Genomic DNA, 24,069 nt, shown 5'->3' with positions numbered 1-24,069 from the left:
TTTTTGTCTTATAATATCCATTACTGATAACAAATATTACTTAATATCAGATGATTACAAATCAGCTTCTTTAAACTCAGCAATAGGATCGCCTTTAAATTGTTTTTTCAGCTCAGATTTAGACAACTCATTAATATTACCACCCGCTGCGATAGTAAAATGTTCAGTTTGATGCAGTTTACGTGCTTGATACAACATTACCACTTGTAATGTTGACTCACGCTGTTGCTCTGTTAAAACCGTACCATCATCCCACTTACCTAGCTCAGTTGCAGACAATAAGCGTTGGTATACTGCTTCAGGCATTTCATCAATGACTTTATTAATATCGTTCATACTGATTTCCGTTTATGTAACACTATTCTTATCCGCGTAACAAGGTAGCCCGCAAAGCCAATAACAAAACTGGTCATCGCTAGATAGAAAGTCACCCCTTGCGCAGGCTCTCCGCCCCAAAACCACACCACGACTCCGGCGATAAATAATGTCAAAAAAATAAAACTTTGGTTCATCAAGCTATTGGAACGCTCAATGTGACTGATAATCGTCAACGATTCGGTATTACCACTTAAGTCGGTTTTACAATGCTCACATTGTTTAGCCAGACTAGAAATTCTCTTCTGACATTTAGGACATGCAACTAAGGCCATAACTCACTCTACCTGCTTGATTAGCTCAAGATAATAACTGCCGGATATTGCCGCGTTTATAAACTATCAACCACAGCTAACATGGCAACTAATGATGCTTCACCTAAATATACGCACCGCTCAGGAGACCAGCCCACAAATGGGTCAGCTAAATTAGCATTGTCTTTGAATGGCATTTCTAACGTGTTTGATAAACAACTAAACGTATTGGCAACCCAATTTGAACCAACGGTTAAATTCGCTTTACCAGGAGCATCTTTATCGTAACCAAACTCGGTTTGGAAATCTGCACTGGCAATGGTCAATGCATTCAGAAATTGCTGTTGTAATTGCGCCAGCTTATCGTTGTAATTTGGTACGCCCTCACACCCCGCAAGGAACACATAAGGTAGACCTTCATCGCCGTGAACATCGTAAAATAAATCGACACCGGTTTGGTGCATTTTATTAACAACATAAAACACTTCAGGGCTTTTTTCTAAACTAGGTGTTTGCCATTCACGATTAAGGTTGGTCCCTACCGCATTAGTGCGTAAATGTCCCCGTGCACTACCATCGGGATTCATGTTTGGCACAATATAGAAGTTGGCTTTGTCTAATAAGGCTTTCGAAGTAGGACAGTCACTGTCGAGTAGTTGATTTAATAACCCTTCAACAAGCCATTCTGCCATGGTTTCACCTGGGTGTTGACGCGCAGTTATCCAAATATTCTTTTTATCTGGATTTGCATCACCAATTTTAAGCAAGGTCATGTCACGGCCATCAAGTGTCAAACCAAGGTGCTCAAGACTAACGGCCGGATGTAATTGCACTTCACTGATTAAATCTAAATGACGTTCGTAACTGTAAGGCGCAAAGTAAGCAATCTGAATCGCGTCACAATCAAGCTCTGCTTGGATAGTCAATTTGCCATCGACATATTGCGTAGGCAATCTAAACCAAGTTTGACGATCATAGCTGGCAACGGCTTGATAATCTTCCCAACCTTTAGGGTAAGATGCGCTACCGGCATTAAGAATATTAAGGGTATAAGTTTGGCCTACTTCACCTTCTAGACGAAAGTTAAACCATTGATAAAACTCACCGCCAAAGTCTGGACGTATCGCGAGTTGTATGTCGTCATGCTTATCGAGATTAATGACGTCAATGTTACCGCCGTCAAAGTTTGCTGTAATCCGCATTAGATTATCCTTTAATGTGCTTGCGCTTATTTTATTGGCTAAAAAAATCAGCCTTATTTTATGCGCCATAGCTTACCAAATGCGGCAATTAGTGTGAACCATTAAAAGCTAAAGCTATATCCTTGACCACGAACGGTGTTAATTAATTCGCGTGGTAAATTGCGTTTAACTAATTTACGGCGCGTATTGCTAATATGCATATCTAAGTTACGGTCAAAACGGCCCAATTCTTTATGCAACACGCGTCGTTGTAATTCTGCTTTTGTAACAACTTCACCCTGTCGTTCAAACAAATATTTAAACAGTCGGTATTCAGTCTGGGTTAGAACTAATGATTGTTGGGCAAAACTAATGGTGTAACAGGCATCATCAAAGCTAACACAATCATGTGCGTTATCATTCAAAGGCGGTTGTGTCCTCCGATTTAACACATTAAGACGCAACTGTAATTCTCGAGTATTAATGGGTTTAGAAAGATAATCATCGGCACCTAACTCCAACGCATTGATACGCTCAAGTTCACTATTTGTGTCTGCGAGCACAATAATAGGCACGCGAGTCTGTCTGGCAACTAATAACCAAAATGAGTCCATTTTAGGCACCGAAAAATCCAATAGGATTGCATTCAGCTCAAGGGTTTCCATATGGATTAGTGCATCAAAGGCATTATTGACCTTATGAACACAGTAGCCTTGTTCTTTCAATTGGTGCTCTACATTGGTTTTATCAGAATTTATATGTTCAATGAATAAGATATTGTTCATGGGCAGCCACTTAATGATAACGATTACCATTAAGATTATCATAGCGATTTACTTTGAGCCAGATTTAATCCCCTTTTTAGCTTTTCTATTAACAAAAAAAGGCCTGAAATTTCAGGCCTTGTGACATGCGTCACACAATAATGCAAAAAAGTGTCGAGTTACTTTTCAGTCATTAACTGCTTAATAAATTTAACAGGTGCACTACCATAACTTAAGAATTGCTCATGAAACTCTTTTAAATCAAAGTGTTCACCTTGTTTGGCTTTACGCTGTTCGCGGAAATCGTAAATCTCACGATACCCAGCATAATAACTCGTCAATTGTACTTGGCTTAACGTTGCACGGCGCCATTTCCCTTCAGCTTCGGCCCGTTGTTGGAACGCTTCATTCTCGAGTAAGTCAATCACCTCTTGCTCGCCCATACCGTTAACCTGAATACTGTAGTCTAAAATGGTGTTACAAATAACCCGCAAATTCCACTTGTAATACATCAACCACATTTCTGGTTCAAAGTCGCCGTACCCTTCTTCTAGCATCATGCGTTCGGTATACACTGCCCAACCTTCAATCATGGCGCCATTACCAAATAAACTTTTCACTAAACTTGGAGATTGGTTTGAGAAAACTAATTGAGTGTAATGCCCTGGGATGGCCTCATGGATATTTAAAACCTGTAAAATCCAATGGTTGTATTCACGTAAATAACTCTCTGCCGACTCATCACTCATATCATCTAATGGCGATACGTTGTAATAGGTATTACCGCCTTTGTCATATGGACCGGGAGCGCTGATTGATGCGCCAGCAAAACCACGCATGTACTCCGGCGTTTCGCGGACTATTAATGGCTTTTTAGGATCAAGTGTGACCAATTGCTTGTCATTCACAAATTTGATCAATTGCGGAATTTGCTTACGTACTTCAGCAACAAAGTTTTCACGTTTTACATGTTTAGTCGATAAAATATCAATCAATTGACGGATGGCTTGTCTCTCATCAGCTGGTTTAGGTGTGTCGATATACTTTGACCAAATGGAATCAGTGATCTTAGCCATTTCTTGCTGTACATGATTTTTATCAGCCACGGCTTTGTTGTACAGTTGTTTTGCGGTCATACCAGATTGAATATCAAAGGCGAATTTTTCTTCGTATAAGGTTTCACCTATACGAAAATCACGCGCTCCCTTTACAGTGAGTTGACGTTCAAGCGCGGTTAACCACTCAATATGTTGCTTAATCGCAGAAATGGCTGCATCAAATCGTTGGGTAAATAATGTTTTCTGTTCAGTGTTTAACCCCGAATCAGCGACTTGTTGAACTAACGCTTCTGATAATACCGAAAAAGCCCCTTTATTTTGCATAATGGCTAATTGGGTATGTTCAAGGGTCGGATCACTGATGTTATTACGTGCAGCCTCATAATATGCCGGTACGTTTTCAAGACGTGCAATCACTGATGAAAGTCGCTCATCTAACGGAGCAAAGTCTTCATTAATAATTTGTGCAAAACCACCTGCCACGTTGTAGTTAGATGGATCCCACTGCCACGCTTTAAAACGAGTCACTTCCCATTGCATTGACGCAACAAGATTAGTCAGTAATTTATAATCAATTAACTCATTAGCCGATAATGATTGTGGATCAAACTGCGCCAATGCGGTTTGTTGTTTTTCAACAAAAGCTAATGTGTTATTGCGACTTTGTTGGTTTGGAATGTCCAAATAACCATCATTAACATGCTTACCACTATAGAGTGCCCATGTAGGTGATAACACCCATAACTCATCAATAAATTGCTGAGAGTATTCGTTAAAACTTAACCTAACTGGAACAACCACAGTTGTTTTATTTTCTGATTGTGCGCTTTTATCGACCGCTGTAGTCGCCTGATTATCACCACATCCTGCTAATATTGCTAATGCGAAAGAGACAGCCAAAGGCAAAATTGCTTTGTTCATGTTTTATCCCTAAATTTATCGTTTTGTATTTTATTGTGTTTTTGACGTTAACAAAATCGTTAACGGTAGAGCTAAAAAAATGGATTGATCACAGTGCCATATAGTTAATCATGTTCACTGCCTGTTTGCAGCAACAAGATATCTTTTGTGACACAAAATCCCCCCGATGATGACCTAGCATCGAGTTAGCCTTTGTGATTAATATTTACTTTAGACAAAATCATTATTGAAGACGCTGTGATGACAAGGCTGTAAAGCGAGTCAGTGATAATATAGTTCAGTAAAATTAAATAGTTGATATTTTGTCATCAATGCAATGTTAACCGATCGCCAATCGGCCAATTACCGCTGTTGTGACAAATATATTTCTACTAATAAGACTGGGGGCATAGCACGCTATTCATGCCGTCTTCAGCACAAGCATCATCAACATTAAGGTCATTAACAGCCATTCCAAATAGGCATTTATAAGCAGGATTGGTATAAATTAGCTTACGACCTCGCTAATTTACCCCTTAGAGGTAAACTTTAGCCAAGTATTTTGACGCTGTACCATGCGCATAGCGAATGGTACGCGGTCTTATTTGTCTATGTTCAACACCCATAACATTATATGTTCCAAGGATTAGGCTTTGGCCCTTTGGTTACTGACACTTTTTGAGTTTTGGTTTTTCTAAAATCAGTACTGTCGTTTTTAGATTTACCTAAACTGAGCGTCGGCTTTTCTGCTTGGATTTTCGGCTTATTTTGGCGACTTTTAGGAACATGATTAAGTATTGATTCTGGTACGGGTTTGTTTGGCTCAAAACCTTCAATCACTTTACGTGTTAATAAGTGGCCTAAACGACTTTCAATCATGCACAAGTTTTTAAAATCATCTTTAGACACAAACGATATTGCTTCACCTACAGCGCCTGCACGTCCCGTACGACCAATACGATGAATATAATCATCTGCTGGATAAGGTAAGTCGTAGTTAACCACCCGGGAAAGATCGTCAATATCAATACCGCGAGAAGCAATCCCCGTAGCAACAAGATATTTTATCTTACCTGACTTAAAGTCCGCTAAAATCTGTTCTCGAACAGGTTGACTGCGACCACTGTGAATACATTCAGCGGCAATATCACGCTTTTCTAATTGACTGACTAATTTCGCTGCACCTTGCTTTGTTTCAATAAAAATCAGTGCTTGATCCCAAGCTTCCACTTTAATCAAATGACTCAATAAAGCCGATTTTTTGTCTTTATCTACGGTTGTTAACCACTGCGAAATCTTAGGTGCAGAATTTTTGTCGGCAATCACTGAAATTTCAACCGGACGGTGAATAGCCGTTTTTGCTAACGCACGTACTTGATTAGACAAGGTAGCCGAAAAGAGCAAACTTTGTCGTTCCGATGGGAGCTTATCAATGATTTTATTAATATCTTCGATAAAACCCATGTCTAACATGCGATCAGCTTCATCTAAAACAAGTACTTCTAACTCATCAAAATGCACTGCCCGCTGGGTATATAAGTCGAGTAATCGACCCGGGGTAGCAACCAATATATCTACGCCATCAAGCATAGCCTGTTTTTGCGGCTTTTCATCAACACCGCCATATATCACAAACGAAGTGACCCCCACATGTTTGGCATAAGACACAATATTACTTTGTACTTGCACAGCGAGTTCGCGTGTTGGAGTTAAAATAAGTGCCCGAATACGTTTTTTGCGTTCAGTTTTACTATCGGCTAAACGTTCTAATATCGGCAACACAAAACTGGCCGTCTTACCGGTACCTGTTTGTGCAGCGGCAAGTAAATTTTTCCCTTGTAGAATAACCGGAATAGTTTGCTGTTGAATAGGTGTTGGTTGACTGTATCCCACTTCATGTAGGGCATTGACAATCGTGTCGCGCAATCCAAGGGGCGAAAAAGGCATGAAAGTGGGTCTCAATAGTAAAACAAGAATAAAGCATTATAGAGCTTGCGCGTAACAAGCGCTAACACCTATTTAATTTAAAAATATGCTAGATAACGCCATGTGTAGACAACCATAACAATAGACGTCATTCACAATGTCATTGTTTAATAGCACAAATGAAAAAAGACGTCCGAAGACGTCTTTTTTCATAATATGGCGGTGAGCGAGAGATTCGAACTCTCGTTAGGGATAAACCTAAACACACTTTCCAGGCGTGCGCCTTCAGCCACTCAGCCAGCTCACCAATTTGTGACTTACTTTTTATCCATACTATTAAAAGACATCAGATAAAAAGGCAGTACTTAATATTTGATTCTATTGAGTGGAATAATTACCTCTCAATAATACAAAACCACTTAATACTAACAGCGATATTGCTAATCGTGGCGTACTTTACGCAAATGCTGATAGCGGGTCAAGTAAAAAAACTACACTATCAAGTGTTTGCACAAATGCTCAGCAACTTATGCCTAATTAACCTAATAAGGTTGGGAAAAGTCCTTTTATACCAGCAGAAATGACTTCAATGCCTAAAGACAACATCAATAGCCCCATTAAACGCGTAATCACGTTAATGCCTGTTTTACCTAATAGTTTAAACAGCATTGGCGCCATACGAAATAAACCCCAACTGACAAGACCTAAGGTAACAATGGTTAAAAACATACCTATGTAGTTGGTTATTTGGTGATGCTCCGCCGCAAACACAATCACCGCACTAATGGCACCAGGACCAGCCATTAATGGCAAGGCTAAAGGGACAACTGCAACAGACTCCATGCCTGATGACTCACGGTCTTCTTCTTGGTTACGTTTCACTTCACTGATTTTACCTTGCAACATCGACATCGCAATAATACAAATCAAGCTACCACCCGCAATACGGAATGCCGATAATGAAATACTGAACATACTAAGAATGTAATGCCCTGCTATAGCCGTCACCAATAGTATGATCACTACGGCCATATTTGCATCACGATTGGTATTTTGGCGATCTGCTTCAGTTTGATGGCTGGTTAAGCTCACAAACACAGGTAATAACCCTACAGGGTTAATAATGGCTAACAGTCCTAGAAAGAACTTGATATAAAGCATGAAATCCACTTGGTATAACCCTCTTGATATTACCTGATTTGAAGCTCAATTCTGAGGGCGCTAATGTAGCTGATACCTTAACGTTTCCCAAATGAATTTTTTTATATTTAATGAGGCATTTTTCAATACAAAAACTAATACTACTCTGTTAACGCCCTTTTTATTTAACAGATAAAATATCTCCAGCACACGCTTTTTCGGTTGTTTTATTTCACAGTGACAGCTTGATTGGTTTATTTAACCCGCTAATCGCTTTTTTATACGGCGATATAGGTTGTTAACCTACAAGAAGTCACACAACCCCAAACTATGGTTAAGATGAAAAATACTAACATCAAGTCAAAAAAACACAACCAAACAATGTGCAATACAGTTGCTATTTTATCTGAACTTTTTTTAATGATAAATTTGACTTAAATGGTCTTTGCTAAAATAGCTTAGGAATAAAAAAGAGATGTTGGCAGTAGCAACATCTCTTTGAATTAATATTAAGTAAAACTTAACATTACTTTAAATACTCATATTGGTAACCAAAAGGCAAAATGCGATTAGTTTGCCGTCCAACGATCCATCCAACCAAGCACATTTTTGTACCATAGCTGTAAATTATCTTGATTTAAGATCCAATGATTTTCATCAGGGAATACCAATAATTCAGATGGAATACCTTTACGCTGCATAAAGGTAAATGCAGCAAGACCCTGACCGTAAGGCACGCGGTAATCTTTTTCACCGTGAATAACTAACATTGGTGTTTTCCAGTTTTCAACATAATTAACTGGGTTAAACTTTTCGTACAGTGCTTTGTTTTGATCGTATGGACCACCAAACTCATATTCAGGGAACCATAACTCTTCGGTTACATAATACATAGAGCGCATATCAAACAAACCAGCATGGTCGACTAAACACTTAAATCCATCATTCCATTTCCCTTGGAACCAGTTCATCATATAGCCACCGTAAGAACCACCCAACGCACATGCATTATTTGCATCTAACCAAGGTTGTTGCGCGGTCACGGCGGCCATGCCTTTTTTAAGATCTTCTAGCGGCTTTCCACCCCAATCTTTACCGATTGAATCGGTAAACGCTTGCCCATAGCCCGTAGAACCGTGAAAATCGACCATCACTACGCCATAACCTGCTCCGGCCCATAACTGAGCATTCCAACGTCCGCTAAACCCATTACCAAATGAGCCTTGTGGGCCACCATGTACTAAGTAAGCAATGGGGTATTTTTTCCCTTCTTCATAATTAGCGGGTTTAATCCAATAACCATGAACGGTTTCATCATTCCAACCTTTAAAATTAAACTGTTCAAACTCGCCAAATTTTATCTCTGCTAACTTGTCTTTGTTGACATGAGTTAACTGTTTAAGCTGCTCTCCTTCAAGTGACACACTGAATAAGTCGCCAGGCTCCACCAATGATGACTTTTTGAAAATAAGACGATCCTGAGTCACCGCAACTAGGCTATTGCTTCCTTGATTGTATATAGGACGAACATCGCCAAACTGGGTGTTAACTTCAAAAATAGTCACTTGACCTACATCTTGAGCCGTCACGTATAAAGTTCGACCATCTGCACTAAAGTTAAGTGAACTGGCACTGCGATCCCATAATGGGGCCACTTCTTTTTCTTGACCAGTGACATTGTCACGTAACATTATCCGGTAGCGATCGGCCTCATACCCAGGCTTGATCATGGCCAAATACGCAAGATATCGGCCATCTGCAGAGAACGTGGGTTGAGCATCCCATGCTTGATTATCTGGGGTTAAGTTAACAGTTTCGCCGCCAGTAACGGGCACTTGCCATAAATCGTAATTTGTAGTCCAAGCTTGATCTCGGCTCGGAGCTTTAGCACTGTAAACAACGTATTTCCCATCAGGCGTAAAGGTAACCTCTTCCATGCCTGAAAACGGTTTAGGGGGTGTTTCAGTGTCACGGCCCAAAGTGACATCAATAGCGTTAGTGATTTTGCTGCCATTTAACGAGGCGACAAATAAATGATCACGAGCGTGATCTTCCCACGTATCCCAATGACGTACCATTAACTGTTTATAAAGGCGACCAGTGGTTTTTCGTTCAGTTTCTTGAGTCAATTTATCTTTAGAACACGCTAGGTCTTTACATTCTGGAAATACACGCAAGTTCATGACAACTTGCTTACCATCATGAGACAATTTATAACCATTAATATCTAATGGTAAATCTGTAACTGCTATCGCTTCCCCACCATTTAGAGCCAACTGATATAACTGGCTGCTACCAGTTCGGCTCGCGAGGAAATAAATAGACTGGCCATCGGCAGCAAAGCTGACATCATGCTCAGTGCCAGCAGCTGCTGTGAGCTGTTTAGGCTTAGCATTTTTATGACTTAAGTCGAGTAAAAACAGATCAGAACTGGCTTCACCTTTTTCATCAACGACTTTCACACCATATACCAAACTTTTACCGTCGTTAGACACTGCAGCTGAATGCAATTTATTTAATTTAACTAATTGCTGCACATTAAAGGCTGTTGGCTCAGCCGCAAGTACTGACGTTGCCATTCCTGCGGCAACCAGTGCAAATAATACGGAGGACTTTTTCATTGTTATTGAGTCTCGGTTGTTTTCAGTAAACGAAATGTCAAGATAAGCCATCAGCTCGACATCATAAATATGTATTGCAGACTAGCGAAAGCAAAACGCTCAGGCAACAAGCCTTTTGTAAAAAGCTGTAAACCCGAGCGTTTGATCACATTGCCACTTATCCCATCTGTGTAAGCACCGTATTGTATGGTTTAAATGTTAGCTTTACTGTTGGCAATATTAATTTTCCAGATTGCCGGACCCGTTTCATGAGCATTAACACCATTAGTATCAACCGCAACAGTGACAGGCATATCTTGAACATCAAACTCGTAAATTGCTTCCATGCCTAAATCTTCAAATGCAACGACACGGGATTTTTTAATCGCTTTTGACACTAAATAAGCGGCTCCGCCAACGGCCATTAAATACACTGCTTTGTGTTTTTTAATTGAAGCAACCGTTTCTGGTCCACGTTCAGATTTACCGATCATCCCCATAAGGCCTGTCTTGTCTAACATCATGTCAGTAAACTTATCCATACGAGTTGCTGTTGTTGGGCCTGCAGGGCCAACGACTTCATCACCAACTGGGTCAACAGGTCCAACGTAGTAAATAAACTTACCAGTAAAATCTACGCCCTCGGGTAATCCTTCACCAGAATCAAGTAACATCTGAATACGCTTATGGGCTGCATCACGACCAGTAAGCATTTTACCGTTAAGTAATAAGGTATCACCACTTTTCCACGTTTCTATTTCAGCTTGCGTGACCTTATCTAAATTAACTCTATGGGTGTTTTCACCCGCTTCGCGAGTAATTTCGGGCCAATCAGATAACGATGGAGGCACTAAATCTACTGGCCCAGTTCCATCTAAATGAAAATGGACATGGCGAGTTGCCGCGCAGTTTGGGATCATCACCACAGGCTTAGACGCTGCATGTGTCGGTGCTGATTTAATTTTAATGTCTAATACCGTTGTTAACCCACCTAAACCTTGAGCACCTATACCTAAGTTGTTAGCACGCTCAAAAATGTCTAAACGAAGTTTTTCTTCTGTGGTGACCGCCCCACGTTGCATTAATTCATGGATATCAACAGGGTCCATCAAGGATTCTTTTGCCATCACTGCTGCTTTTTCTGCTGTACCACCAATCCCTATACCTAACATACCTGGCGGGCACCAGCCTGCGCCCATTGTTGGTAATGTTTTTTCTACCCACGCAGCAATGTCATCAGACGGGTTTAACATGGCCATTTTGGATTTGTTTTCTGATCCGCCACCTTTGGCTGCTATCATCACTTCAACTTGGTTACCCGCAACCATGTCAATATGCACTACAGATGGCGTGTTATCTTTGGTGTTTTTTCTCGCCCCTGCTGGGTCTGATACTATTGAGGCACGTAATGGATTGTCAGGATTAGTGTAGGCACGACGTACACCTTCATCGACCATTTCTTGCACTGTCATGTCTGTTTTATCCCACTGAACCGACATACCTATTTTAACAAAAGTGGTCACAATACCTGTGTCTTGGCACAATGGTCGTTTGCCTTCGGCAGACATCCGCGAATTAATTAAGATTTGTGCAATAGCATCTTTGGCAGCTGTACTTTGTTCACGCTGATATGCATTATACATAGCATCAACAAAATCTTTTGGATGGTAGTAAGAAATATACTGCAGTGAATCTGCGATACTTTCAATAAAATCAGCCTGTTTGATCACAACAGGGTTATCAGAAGTCTTTGTAGTGGTATTGCTCGACATATGGGGCGCTCCAGCAGCCATTGCGGCCTAACATTATTATTTTTGTAAAAAGAATCGTTTTTGTAACTATCGATTGATTGACCTCAGCGAAAGGTTATTAAACGGTTACCAAACTGAGGTTAACTATTTAGACCAATATGATACTCTTTCCATCCTTTTTGGGCTACATCACATTTTTAGGTAAGGGATATCGATGTTTGCGCGGGCGACAAAATCACTATATTGGCAGAGATTAGATTGGGAAATTGAAACAAAACAGTTATTTGCGCTGTTCAGTCATCAACCTTGGGCCATGTTACTCGACTCAGCAAATGGAGTGCACCCTGATGCTCAGTTGGATATTATTGCCATAAACCCAATTGCAACACTAACCAGTGATGATAATCAATGCTGTTTTACAGCCATCAATCCAAACGTTCAGCAACTTAACATTACCTTTCCCCCTAACCAAACACCGATTGATACACTCAGCCATATTCACCGATTGCTATACCCAACCCCTCAAGAAAGCCAACATTCATATAGTGTTGGCGCGTTAGGTGCTTGGGGTTATGATTTAGGGCGAAGTATTGAGAAACGGTCAAACATTGCCGTTAAAGATATTCACCTAGGTGATATGAATATAGGTTTTTATGATTTTAGCTTAATTTATAGTTACGCAGAAAAGTCTTGGTATGCTTATCATTATCAAGGAAGAAAAGCCTTAGAATATGAATTGAATTTAATTCAATCAAGAATCAATAACTCTCGTGTGGTGACCAATCCAACACAAAATTTCAGCTTGTCGACGCCATGGAAAAATCAACTCACGGAGCAGCAATACCAACAAAAATTTGCTCAAGTACAACAATATTTACTCAGTGGCGACTGCTATCAGATCAATTTAACTCAACGTTTTGAAGCACAATATCAAGGTGACGAATGGCAAGCTTATTGTGCGCTGTCAAAAGCCAACACTGCGCCCTTTTCAGCTTTTATCCGTTTGCAAAATCATTGCGTGTTATCGATATCACCTGAGCGCTTCATCCGCTTGCAAGACCGACAAATCGAAACCAAACCGATTAAAGGAACAATGCCAAGAAATGTTGACCCACTATTAGATAAACAAGCGGCAGATAAATTGAGTACATCTGAAAAAGATCGTGCAGAAAATGTCATGATTGTTGACTTACTCAGAAATGACATTGGCAAAGTGGCTGCACCAGGAAGTGTGCAAGTACCTTCGTTATTCGCTATCGAAAGTTTTCCAGCGGTTCATCATTTAGTGAGTACTGTGACAGCCACGCTAGACATTAACCATAACGCTTTTGACTTACTTTGTGCCGCATTTCCAGGAGGCTCTATTACTGGTGCACCTAAAATACGTGCGATGCAAATTATCGAAGAATTAGAACCTTCAAGACGTAACCTGTATTGCGGTAGTATTGGTTACATCAGTCAAAACGGTAACATGGACACCAGCATTACGATTAGAACATTAGTCACCGAGCAACAATCTATCTATTGTTGGGCTGGCGGTGGGATAGTAGCTGATTCAGATGCAGCAGCGGAATATCAAGAAAGCTTTGATAAAGTAAGTAAAATTTTACCTTTATTGGCCAAGTTAAATCAGTAAGGCTGTCACCCATCTTACCGCCTTACGCCATGATTTATCATGCTTTTGCGCACGCCAACAATTGCTTAATTGAATGAATCAGCCTAAATGGCAATGATTAATTAACGCAATTAATCTTTCGTGATACACATCTCCTCAATATAAACGGTTTATATAGAGTAATACCAATCCTTATTAGAATATGATCTATTTAAGGCTGCGTCACTAGGCCCAGTTCAATGAAAATGACTGTAGGTGTAGTCTTCTACATCACAGTCATTTGAAGCAGTAATGGGGCTTGTGACACAGCCCCGAGGGGCGAATTTGTCAGCGTGGTCTTCTTTGTTCGCCTTTCTTAACGAACGACTGCATGGATGCTGGAGGTAGAGCAACGCAGGAGCAGTTGCCTGGAACGACTATGTCTTCAAAAGGCTGTCTCGAATACCTCACTGATAATTGTCGCTAAAAGAGCAAATCTAATTCGGATTGGTATAAAACAGCGTAAATATTATATTTAAGCTGTTAAATAGATGAACTGCAATCAAGATGAACAAATGTTCAAATAGTTATTGAGCATTCGTTCAAAACCTGTTTCAATAGAGTAAATACTGAAATAGGATCTCACATGCTTAAATTTTATTTCCACCCCGGGCCTAACCCAATGAAAGTCGCTCTGTACCTTGCAGAAACAGGCCTTCCATTTGAATTAGTGCCGGTAGATACACTTAAGGGTGAACAACATACTGCTGAATTTAAAGCCATTAACCCAAATGCTAAGACGCCAGCAATTGATGACAATGGTGTGAGAGTATTCGATTCAAATGCCATTTTGTTGTACCTGGCAGATAAAACAGGTTTGCTTTTAGGCAAAGCTGAAGACCGCGGTGAGTTACTGTCTTGGTTAATGTTTATCGGTACAGGTTTAGGTCCTTACTCTGGTCAAGCGGTTCACTTTAGACATCATGCGCCAGACAAAATTGCTTATGCAACTAACCGTTACTTACGTGAGGCGCAACGCCATTACGAAGTGTTGAACGAACACCTTGCCAATCGTGAATATATTGTTGGTGATCATTACAGTATTGCGGATGTATCTGCATGGGGATGGATTGATAAGGCCACTGTTGTATTAGGTGACGAAGGCTTAACACCTTATACACATCTTCAACGTTGGTTTGACAAGGTTAGCGCTCGTCCTGCTATCGAAATTGCACGTAACTTAGGTAAAGGCATTGCTTTTAAAGCTGAATTTGATGAAGAAGCTAAGCGCGCTTTCTTCCCGCAAAATTTCCCAAAAAATTAACCCCTGTCCTCGCTCAGTTTAACTGACTAATTTCAATAAACGCGTTCTAATATTCTGAACGCGTTTTTATTATCATCATCCTTACTTCATCATTCGCTCTGTTTCTGTTTTGACAATAATAAGTTACTAATATGTATCAATTACACTGTTTAGACAGATTTTACATCGATTTCACTTGTTCTTAGGCCGTTAATTTTCTACTGTTAACCTACAGTTATTGAAAATGATTCTCAATGAGGTTACTCATGAATACTCACTTACAGCATCAAATTAACCATTGGATACAACAAGACCCAGACCCTAAAACCCGTGACGAATTGCAAGCATTAATCAATGAAGGCAATGATGCCGCACTAGCCGCTAAATTTTCTGGCCGTTTAGCATTTGGTACCGCGGGTCTTCGCGGTATTGTTGGTGCAGGCCCTATGGCAATGAACCGCTTGGTGGTTCGTCAAACAACCGCTGGACTCGGCGCATACCTACTTGCACAAATCGACAATGCTGCAGAACGAGGTGTAGTCATTGGTTATGACGGCCGGCATGACTCATATGTTTTTGCACATGACGCCGCAAGTGTGCTTACCGCCATGGGGATTAGGGTTCGCTTAACCACCAAAGTAGCCGCTACCCCGCTAGTGGCATTTGGGGTTAAACACGTTAATGCCGCCGCGGGTATTGTTGTCACCGCTAGCCATAACCCACCACAATACAATGGCTACAAAGTTTATTGGGAAAATGGTGCGCAGATTATTCCACCACATGATAGCGGAATTGCTGCTCAAATTGCCCTTGCAGCAACACAAACCATTCCCTTTTTAGATTTAGATAAGGCTGTTTCACAACACAAACTCATTTGGTTAAAAGACGATTTTTATCAAGCTTACCGTCTAGGGGTTTCTACGGCCAAAGAACTTCAAAACCACACTGGTCAACACGATGTCAGTTTAGCGTACACTGCAATGCATGGTGTCGGTGCCGACATGGCCGAAACAGTATTAAACGATGCCGGATTTAGCAAAGTGTACTCAGTCGCAGCACAGCGTGAACCCGATGGTGACTTTCCTACCGTTAACTTTCCAAATCCAGAAGAAAAAGGTGCAATGGATTTAGTGATAGCAGAGGCCCAAAAACATAATGCCACGCTGGCTTGTGCCAATGATCCTGATGCTGATCGCTTCGCCGTTGCTGTTCGCACTGAAAATGGCGAATACAAGATGCTCACCGGCGATCAAGTTGGTGTGCTTTTTGGTCATTACTTACTTAGTCACGCACCTAAAAATCAGCGTCTTACTGGCACGACGATTGTGTCATCAAGCCTGTTGTCTAAAATCGCCAACGAGTTTGGCAGCCAAAGTTATACAACCTTAACGGGCTTTAAGTGGTTAATGAATGTTGGTATTGCTAAACACCAAACTGACAATCAATTTTTATTCGCATATGAAGAAGCGCTCGGTTACACCATAGGTAACTTAGTGTGGGATAAAGACGGATTAACGGCATTAGTGGCTTTTGCCCAACTCACCGCGGAACTGGCTGCCAATAACCAAACCATCTGGGATAAATTGGAACAAATTTATCGTCAACACGGTTTCCACCTTAATGCCCAAGTGAGTATTGCTCTTAAAGCCGACACGCCCAATATTGGTGCGTATTTACGCGAAAATCCGCCAATAAACATTGGTGGATATGTTGTTATATCAACTGACGATTTAAAAAGCCTTCAACGTACTGCTGCGGACGGTAGTAAACAAACGATTGATTTACCTAGCAGTGATGTATTGATTTATGCTTTAGAGGGAGGTGTTCGAGTCATTGTTAGGCCATCCGGCACAGAACCTAAAATTAAATGTTATTACGAAGTGGTAGAAACAATGTTGCCGACTGACTCTTGGCAATCAGCGCAAGCTCGTGCCGAACAAGCTATGTCAGCATTGATTACATCTCATCAAGCCAGCTTACCTAATTAACTACTTGCCATTCGACCGCACACCACATCACTTGTAAAGCGCCTGTTAATATTTCAGGTGTTTGTTTTTATGTGTCGCTAATTGTTAATAAAAAGTATGCGTTTGAAGGAGTGGCTAGATCAGAGTGTCATGAGATATGACCGATTGAACTAACTAAGCCCAAATTTAAGCAACCTATGCACAAACATAAATGCCTATAATGTTACGAAATTTAATATAACGTTATCGCAGGATTGCTAATGTATAAAAGTCTCGTTTCTTTGGCCGTTGTTGCCAGTATTTCAACCCCAGTAGCCATAGCTGCCGAAGAAGATCAAAACCTTGAACGTATTGAAGTTGTTGGTTCACGTATCGCCCTTCGTACAGCCACTGACAGTGCAACTCCGGTGGATATTATTACCTCCGATCAACTCGCAGCGACAGGATTAACAGAAACAGCCAAAGCATTGCAGTTTGCGGCCCCAAGTTATAGCTTCCCTTTTTCATCTATTACAGATGGTAGCGATGCTGTGCGTCCTGCAAGCTTACGAGGCATGTCACCTGACCATACTTTAGTATTGGTTAACGGTAAACGTCGTCACGGTTCTGCATTAGTCCACTTAGGGGGAACATTAGGGAAAGGCGCATCAAACGTTGACCTTAATGCCATTCCAATGACTGCGATAAAACGGATAGAAATTTTACGTGACGGTGCATCAGCACTTTATGGCTCAGATGCTATTGCTGGCGTCATCAATGTCGTGCTAAAAGACAGTGACGAAGGTGGCAGTATTGCCGCACAAGTAGGCCAAACCTACGAAGGTGATGGTGAGCAAGTTCGTTTAGGGGTCAACCAAGGCTTTCAAACAAATGAAAATGGTTTTGTTAATGTTTCTTTTGAAGCACATCAAAAAAATGCTACCAATCGTGCAGGCTTAGACTCTCGTCAGCAATACCCTACATTAGCCGATGGTAGCCCAGATCCACGAGAGGCAACATTCGATCGCCTAAATCATCATGTTGGTGATAGCGATTATGACAACTACAGCTTATTTGTAAATGCTGAACAAGGATTTGACACTAATGGTAAGCTTTATGCCTTTGGTGGTATCAGCAAACGTACTTCAACTTCTGGTGCTTTTTATCGTCGCGCCCTCGACACGCGTAACGTCCCCGAAGTATACCCTGACGGTTTTTTACCCCAAATTAGCCCTGAGATTATTGATTACTCTTTGGTAACGGGTTATGAGTTTGAACTTGGTCAATGGGAAGTTGATGCTTCTGCAGGATATGGTAGCAACAGCTTTGAATACAAGGTCGAAAATACGATTAACGCCTCACTTGGGCCAACCAGTCCAACAGATTTTGATGCTGGCACGCTCTCTACATCTGAAGTCAATCTTAACTTAGATGCATCAACCTATTATGATTTTGCCAATGACTCAGATTTATTAGTGGCAATGGGCGTAACGTGGCGCGAAAGTGGTTATCAAATTGAGGCTGGCCAAGAAGAATCATATATTAAGGGTGATTACCAAGGAAAATCTGGAGGTAGCCAAGGCTTTGGTGGTTTTACTAAAGAGTCTGAAGTCGATGAAGATCGTACTAACTTAGGTTTGTATGTTGAGCTAGAAAACCAACTCACCGATGATTTTTACTGGGCTGCAGCCGTGCGTTATGAAGATTATTCTGATTTTGGCAGCAACACCAGTTGGAAGCTATCAGGTCGTTATGAACTGACAGACAATCTTGCTTTACGATTAACCACAGACACCGGTTTCCGTGCACCAAGCGTACAACAGCTTTATTTTACTAACGTATCAACGTTTTTTGATCCCGATCCAGTCACTGGTGAATTTGTGCCTAGAGAGTCTGGCACATTCAATCAGTTATCACCGATTAAAACTGAACTCGGTATTCCAGATCTAAAAGCAGAAGTATCGCATTCTTATAGTGCAGGTATTGTTTACACTGGTAATAATGGCTTTGCAGTGACATTGGATGCATATGAAATCAATGTTGACGACAGAATTATCTTGTCTGGCGATATCGACAAAGAAAGCTCACCAGCGATTGCGGCTATCCTTGAAGGCACAAATGCCGACTCAGCTCGTTTCTTTATGAATGCCGTCGACACACAAACTCAAGGTGTAGACTTAGTCATTACTCAAGGTTTTGATCTTGGCGAGTATGGCGACTTAAAAGCAAATGTGGCTTACTCTTATAAAGAAACAGAAATTAAGTCAGTGTCCTTACCATCAATCCTTGATGGCTTAGAAGATGATTTATTTGATCATATTGAAGTGGTTCGCATGACAGAAGCGAATCCTAAGAACACTGCCAATATTGGTTTTACTCATCAATATGATGATTTCACCACCAATTTACGTTTCAGCTATTTCGGTGAGTATACCATCGGCTATTCGTCAAGTGAGGTGGAATATGATGCTAAATGGACTACCGACATTAGCACCCGTTACCAAGCAACTGATTCATTAGCTGTAACGCTTGGGGTACAAAATCTGTTTGATACTTATCCAGAAAAACGTCCAGAAGATAATAATTTTAATGGAATATTTGTATACCCGCTCACCAATACTCCTTTTGGGTTTAACGGTGGTTACTATTATTTAGATCTGCGCTACACCTACTAGTAGCTACAACATACACATTAAGTTGTTACCCACTTAATACAGCAACGATATTGTGGCGTTATTAGACGCCACAATATCGTCTTTTGACGTTAATATCACAATGTCATTCCTCGTCAAAAACCAATTCGATTTACCCCCTACTCAGGAACATGCTCACTTCATCTTAAACGTATATTTTATTTGCCTAACAAGATGCCTTGATTGTTCGCGCCAACACTCTCAACCTTATGCAAGCTAATGCCACAGCATTCACGACATAATATAATTTGTAATCATTGTTTATTTTTTTAGTTCAAGTGATTTGAACTGACTCACCTATCATAACAACTGATAAACCGCACGATAATCTTATTACTGTAAACGGGCTTATGCCTCTATCGGAAGTGTTGCTTATCGTTATAATGAGTCAGTAAACATTCGGATTGGAGTTGATATGAACATGTTAACGCTTGATTACATCAAAACATTATTGCCAACTCGACCTGACAATAGCCACAAAATGACTTTTGGCAATGTTCTCAACCTTGCTGGCTCAATTAATTATCGTGGAGCGGCATATTTATCGAGTATGGCCGCACTTCGAGTAGGAGCAGGTTATGTGTCGTTAGCCAGCAGTCCAAGTGTGTGTAACAGCATCAGCGCCCAAACACCTAATATTGTTACCATCCCCTTAATAACACAAACAGTATTGATATCCGCTTTAACTTCTACAACAAAAATAATGGCCGAGCTTGAACAATATGAAAACACCGATCCAGAAGCGATTGCTGTTGATGCTGTTAAGCCATTATTGGCTAAACTATTACACACCGGAGTGATAGCCGTTGGTTCAGGTTTAAGCTTAATGGGTACCGATGATCAACTTCATGTTACTACAGCGCCTACCAAAAACAGCATGACAGCTCAACAAGAACAAGAGCCACTTCCTAAACAGGGCAATTTCACTTTTTTCTGTCATTTAATGAAAGCCATTGAAAACACTAAAGCAACACTTGTTCTTGATGCCGACGGAATTAATTTTTTAGCCAAAAAGAACCACCTAAAAACAAAAGAGATATTACCGTCTTTTACGCTTCCACTGCGTAGTATTCTCACGCCACACCCCAAAGAGCTTGCACGCTTATTAGCTGTGGATGTCACAATGATCCAACGGCTGCGCGAACATTACGCTAATCTAGCCGCGACAACTTTTAACGCTGTGATTGTATTAAAAGGTCAACACACCGTTATCACCGACGGTAAGAAAACCTTTATTAACCCTACAGGCAATAGTGCACTCGCAAAAGCGGGTACTGGCGACGTTTTAACGGGTATGATTGCGGGTTTTTGTGCGCAAGGTTTAGCACCACTAGAGGCAGCTTGTTTAAGTGTCTATTTACACGGCATAGCGGGCGATTTAGCGGCTGAACAATTGAGTGCCTACGGTTTACTGGCATCGGAACTGCTTGAATATATCCCTAAGGCAATACAACATGTGCAGCATGGAAAACCCGATTGACTTAAAGGCTTAAATTGAGTGGCAATAAACAAATGTAGATAAGAGCAGAAACCTTGGTAATTAACTATTGTTCATTGATTATTATACAATTTATCGAGGTATTGCTTAGCCACTTCATTCCAAGTAAATCGCTGCGCAGCAGCATTTTGCTTAACATGTTGCCAAGTTTCGCTACCGTACAGTGCTACTACTTGGTTAAAGCGCTCAACTAAAGCTTGGCTCTGTGTGGCTAACGTATCACCATTAAACACCCAGCCACTGACATTATCTTTAACCGTATCATTAAGACCGCCCACACCGTGTACCAAACAAGGCTGCCCTGTTCTCATTGCGAGCATTTGGCTGATCCCGCAAGGCTCAAATGAACTTGGCATTAAAAATAAACTTCCTTGTTGATACAATATCTCAGATAATCTCTCATCATAACCATGTAAAAATACAAAGTTATCATAACGAGCCGCTGTGGCTTGTAGTACTTTTGCAATATGCAGATCACCGCTGCCTAACAGCAAAAACTTGCCCTCAGGTTGCTGTTGCTTTAACGACTCTAGTATCACCTCCAGCACTATTTTTGTGCTGGTTTCGCCTTCAGCATCGACAAAAGGTTGTAATAGAATTAACATTTTTTGTTCTGTTAACCGTCCCACATAGGTCAACAAAAAATGGTTTGTTTCTCGATTCAGCTGGCTGGATGTTAATAACTGAGTGTCGGCCAATAATGCATGCTTATATTGCCTAATTCGGCTCATGGCGATCAAATCAATAACACTGACATTAGCAGCCTTAGCTTGCCATTTAATCACGGTATTTTCAGCTTGAAGTAATAGTGCCTCATAATCATTCTGATGTGGTTCATCGGTTGTATTCACGTCCTCATAAACGCAACCATTAATGATCCCGACCAACTTGTCTTGCTCAAATTTAGCAATTAAGTCGTTCTCTAATCCTTCACCACCAAAAAAGCCTTTAATATAATCCGATGGCAGTAGTACTTCTCGAGCATAAGTAGGTGACACCAAATGCACTTTATCGCTCAGTACAATCCCCATTCGCATTGGGTTGATGCAATTGCTGTAACGTGGATCAAACAAGCTGTTTTTTGCTATTTGAGTTAATTTACCCATATATTGCGGAAACCAATGGGCAAAAGAAGAATCATCGCCACTAAACGGCCGGATCCCTTGTAATGCCAAGTTGTGAATCGTAAATACACAAGGTAACGCTTTTAATAGCGCAAACTCATCAACACAACTACGAAGCATTGCTACCATGCCGGTGTGCCAGTCATGCAGGTGTAGCACATCCACTCGCGGCAATAGTTCTCGCACTAGGCTGGTAGCAACACAAAGTGAAAACAGCGCAAACTTTGTCGCGTCTTCGGCAAAGGGCCTATCGGCAGAGCCGTCACAATAGACCTTGCCGTGATGATTAAATAACGGATGATCAAATAAATAGATTTGCGCAATGGCTTGGTCTGCATCATGTTGACTCACCACGGTTATGTCATTTTTGTTGTGCGGCCTTGGCATCCGATACACGGTGACAGTATGTCGTTCTCCTGCAAAGTACACCTCAACATCAACCATATATGAAGCACGATATCGCTGGGCCAAAAAACCATAATTTGGCATAGCAACATCGGCTATCACATCGCACTTTGCTAGTGCGGGGGGCAAATCTCGGATAACATCCGCCATGCCACCCACCTTCGCCCCTTTCAGTGCATCGTTTTCTGCTGCCACCAGCAGTACTCGTTTTACACTCTCTTGAGTCATTTACAGTCCTTATTCGTAGCCAACAGGTAAACCCAACATTTTACGTGTTACTAAGGTAATGCCTTTTTCGGATACCCTAAATCCTCTTGCTTTATCATGTTCTTGATTATACCCAATCACCATACCCTCAGGGATGATACACCCCCGATCGAGAATGGCATTTTGGATTTTACAGTTTTTGAGTACCACCACATCGGGTAACAATACCGAATCTTTTACAAACGAATAGGAACACACGCGAACTTCGTCAAACAACACACTTCGCTTAACTTTAGCCCCTGAAATTATACAACCACCAGAAACAATAGAGTCTACTGCCATGCCGCGTCTGTCGTTATCATCAAAAACAAATTTAGCGGGAGGTAATTGCTCTTGATAAGTCCAAATTGGCCACTTTGCATCATAAAGGTTAAGTGGTGGCGTGGGTGACAAAAGTTCCATATTCGCCTGAAAAAACGAATCTAATGTACCTACATCACGCCAATATGAAGGTTGTCCTTCAACCGCACTAGAAAAGGGAAATGCAAACACTTTGTGATTTTCTATAATGGCTGGAATGATATCTTTACCAAAATCACGGTCAGACTTTTCGTTGTTAGCATCTTTTTTTAACTGCTCAAATAAAAACTTAGTATTAAATACATAGTTGCCCATTGAAGCTAAACACATTGTCGGATCATCCGGTGTGGGCTTGGGCTCTGTTGGTTTCTCTTCAAAACCAATCACCCGATGAGTGCTATCCACTTCCATTACCCCAAAAGCACCAGCGGCTTCTTCAATGGGCGTCTCTAAACAACACACTGTCATTTCTGCGCCTGACTCGGCATGGGCGGCTAACAAGCCTGCGTAATCCATTCGGTATATATGATCACCAGATAAGATCATCACGTACTTAGGTATTTCCTGTCTAATAATATCAATATTTTGGAATACCGCATCAGCAGTACCTTGATACCAATTACCAGAAGTTTGTTGTGAAGCCGGTAGTATTTCAACCGACTCCCCAAGCTCTTTTTTAAAGTGTCCCCAGCCACGAGTAACATGACGAATTAATGAATGCGACTTATATTGTGTTACTACCCCCACACGTCGTATTCCTGAGTTGATACAGTTTGATAATGGAAAATCAATAATGCGATATTTACCGCCAAAATACAGCGCGGGTTTAGCACGCCAATCGGTTAGCTCATACAAGCGAGAACCACGCCCACCCGCTAAGATCAACGCATAGGTATCACGCGTTAAATTACTAATATAACGAACATTACTCATAAGCAGACTCCATTTTGCTAGTTAATTAGCCATTAATAAATAAACATTAATCTCTGA

At 41.0% G+C, this 24,069-nt stretch carries 16 protein-coding genes and 1 tRNA gene; 5 read left to right on the top strand and 12 right to left on the bottom strand.

Annotated features, from left to right (window positions below; all coding sequences use genetic code 11):
* Positions 1–54 precede the first annotated feature (54 nt).
* The 10 genes from ACWXWT_RS02985 to ACWXWT_RS02940 form a co-directional block, all read right to left on the bottom strand.
* Positions 55–336 carry a YeaC family protein gene (locus tag ACWXWT_RS02985; protein ID WP_456040135.1) on the bottom strand — a complete coding sequence of 94 codons (282 nt, stop codon included), beginning with the start codon at positions 334–336 and terminating at the stop codon, positions 55–57.
* The gene (locus ACWXWT_RS02980) at positions 333–650 is read right to left on the bottom strand and encodes a zinc ribbon domain-containing protein (protein ID WP_456040134.1); all 318 of its coding nucleotides are present in this window, start codon (positions 648–650) and stop codon (positions 333–335) included. The genes ACWXWT_RS02985 and ACWXWT_RS02980 overlap by 4 nt, the downstream gene beginning before the upstream one ends.
* 56 nt (positions 651–706) lie before the next feature.
* Entirely contained in the window at positions 707–1,831 is a 1,125-nt protein-coding gene (locus ACWXWT_RS02975; protein ID WP_456040133.1) for a M14 family metallopeptidase, read from the bottom strand.
* A gap of 101 nt (positions 1,832–1,932) precedes the next feature.
* Complete coding sequence (locus ACWXWT_RS02970) at positions 1,933–2,595, bottom strand: response regulator transcription factor (RefSeq protein WP_456040132.1); 663 nt, start codon at positions 2,593–2,595, stop codon at positions 1,933–1,935.
* Between the two features lie 158 nt (positions 2,596–2,753).
* Positions 2,754–4,553: a DUF885 domain-containing protein gene (locus ACWXWT_RS02965; protein ID WP_456040131.1), complete on the bottom strand. Its 1,800-nt coding sequence runs from the start codon at positions 4,551–4,553 to the stop codon at positions 2,754–2,756.
* Positions 4,554–5,162: 609 nt separating this feature from the next.
* Positions 5,163–6,479 (bottom strand): DEAD/DEAH box helicase, encoded by a 1,317-nt coding sequence (locus ACWXWT_RS02960; protein ID WP_456040130.1) that lies wholly within the window; start codon positions 6,477–6,479, stop codon positions 5,163–5,165.
* Between the two features lie 196 nt (positions 6,480–6,675).
* Positions 6,676–6,765 (bottom strand) — tRNA-Ser (locus tag ACWXWT_RS02955).
* A gap of 230 nt (positions 6,766–6,995) precedes the next feature.
* Positions 6,996–7,619, bottom strand: a complete 624-nt coding sequence (locus ACWXWT_RS02950; RefSeq protein WP_456040129.1) for a YchE family NAAT transporter — start codon at positions 7,617–7,619, stop codon at positions 6,996–6,998.
* A gap of 548 nt (positions 7,620–8,167) precedes the next feature.
* Positions 8,168–10,219 carry a dipeptidyl-peptidase 5 gene (locus ACWXWT_RS02945; RefSeq protein ID WP_456040128.1) on the bottom strand — a complete coding sequence of 684 codons (2,052 nt, stop codon included), beginning with the start codon at positions 10,217–10,219 and terminating at the stop codon, positions 8,168–8,170.
* 191 nt (positions 10,220–10,410) lie between these two features.
* Entirely contained in the window at positions 10,411–11,970 is a 1,560-nt protein-coding gene (locus tag ACWXWT_RS02940) for a fumarate hydratase (protein WP_456040127.1), read from the bottom strand.
* A gap of 193 nt (positions 11,971–12,163) precedes the next feature.
* Here ACWXWT_RS02940 and pabB point away from each other — a divergent pair, with 193 nt between their 5' ends.
* From pabB to ACWXWT_RS02915, 5 genes are all read left to right on the top strand, one after another.
* Positions 12,164–13,585 carry an aminodeoxychorismate synthase component I gene (pabB, locus tag ACWXWT_RS02935; RefSeq protein WP_456040126.1) on the top strand — a complete coding sequence of 474 codons (1,422 nt, stop codon included), beginning with the start codon at positions 12,164–12,166 and terminating at the stop codon, positions 13,583–13,585.
* A 604-nt stretch (positions 13,586–14,189) separates the two neighbouring features.
* On the top strand, positions 14,190–14,867 hold the full coding sequence (locus ACWXWT_RS02930; protein ID WP_456040125.1) for a glutathione S-transferase family protein: 678 nt from the start codon (positions 14,190–14,192) through the stop codon (positions 14,865–14,867).
* A 245-nt stretch (positions 14,868–15,112) separates the two neighbouring features.
* Positions 15,113–16,834: a phospho-sugar mutase gene (locus tag ACWXWT_RS02925; protein ID WP_456040124.1), complete on the top strand. Its 1,722-nt coding sequence runs from the start codon at positions 15,113–15,115 to the stop codon at positions 16,832–16,834.
* Positions 16,835–17,073: 239 nt separating this feature from the next.
* A complete protein-coding gene (locus ACWXWT_RS02920; protein ID WP_456040123.1) occupies positions 17,074–19,467 on the top strand; it encodes a TonB-dependent receptor plug domain-containing protein in 2,394 nt (797 codons plus the stop codon).
* Between the two features lie 433 nt (positions 19,468–19,900).
* On the top strand, positions 19,901–20,965 hold the full coding sequence (locus tag ACWXWT_RS02915) for an NAD(P)H-hydrate dehydratase (protein ID WP_456040122.1): 1,065 nt from the start codon (positions 19,901–19,903) through the stop codon (positions 20,963–20,965).
* Between the two features lie 71 nt (positions 20,966–21,036).
* Here ACWXWT_RS02915 and ACWXWT_RS02910 read toward each other — a convergent pair whose 3' ends face one another.
* Together ACWXWT_RS02910 and glgC are read right to left on the bottom strand one after the other, a co-directional pair.
* Complete coding sequence (locus ACWXWT_RS02910; protein ID WP_456040121.1) at positions 21,037–22,740, bottom strand: glycogen synthase; 1,704 nt, start codon at positions 22,738–22,740, stop codon at positions 21,037–21,039.
* Positions 22,741–22,749: 9 nt separating this feature from the next.
* Positions 22,750–24,012: a glucose-1-phosphate adenylyltransferase gene (gene glgC / locus ACWXWT_RS02905; protein ID WP_456040120.1), complete on the bottom strand. Its 1,263-nt coding sequence runs from the start codon at positions 24,010–24,012 to the stop codon at positions 22,750–22,752.
* Positions 24,013–24,069: the final 57 nt, after the last annotated feature.

This window comes from Shewanella sp. A22 (assembly GCF_053850585.1).
Note: the sequence above shows the minus strand (reverse complement) of the source record. Positions and strands in the feature narration are given on the sequence as shown.